Consider the following 640-nt stretch of genomic DNA (forward strand, 5'->3'; position numbering starts at 1 on the left):
ATACTGGTGGTAACCGCGTCCTGCTGACCGGGGATCATGTGGCAAGCCCTGGCGACGGAACCCCGCCCCCCGTCGATGAGACACCCGTTGACCCGACACCAGGTGATCCGACGCCTGTTGATCCGACACCAGGTGATCCGGATGACAACTCGGAAGGCTTCCGCATGGCCTTCTTCGCGCTTGATTTCAGGCCTTCGAGACTGTCGCAGATTGATTTTTCTGCCGCAGCGGATGAAACGACGCTCACCAATGCACTGAACTACGATGGAAGCACTCAGATCTGGGAGGGCGGCCGTGAGGACGTCTTTGCCGTGCGTGCCACGACCGATTTGCATATTGAGCAGGCGGGAAGTTACACGTTCTATTTGCTATCGGATGACGGTTCCAGCCTGCGGCTCAATGGTCAGGACCTGATCGACAACGACGGGCTGCATGCGACTGAGCTACAGACCGCCACGATCGAGCTGTCGGCGGGTACCCATAGCCTTGAGGCGCTCTACTTCGAGGCCTTTGGCGATGCGACCCTGATGCTCGAGTGGGCTGGCCCCGATACTGGTGGTAACCGCGTCCTGCTGACCGGGGATCATGTGGCAAGCCCTGGCGACGGAACCCCGCCCCCCGTCGATGAGACACCCGTTGA

The 640-nt window shown here is 60.5% G+C and carries 1 protein-coding gene; it reads left to right on the forward strand.

The window, feature by feature from the left end; all coding sequences use genetic code 11:
- The coding region (locus ACR0L4_RS23725; RefSeq protein WP_480515674.1) for a PA14 domain-containing protein at nucleotides 1-640 on the forward strand (640 nt) is incomplete at both ends.

It is taken from the genome of Ruegeria sp. AB5, from assembly GCF_056542645.1.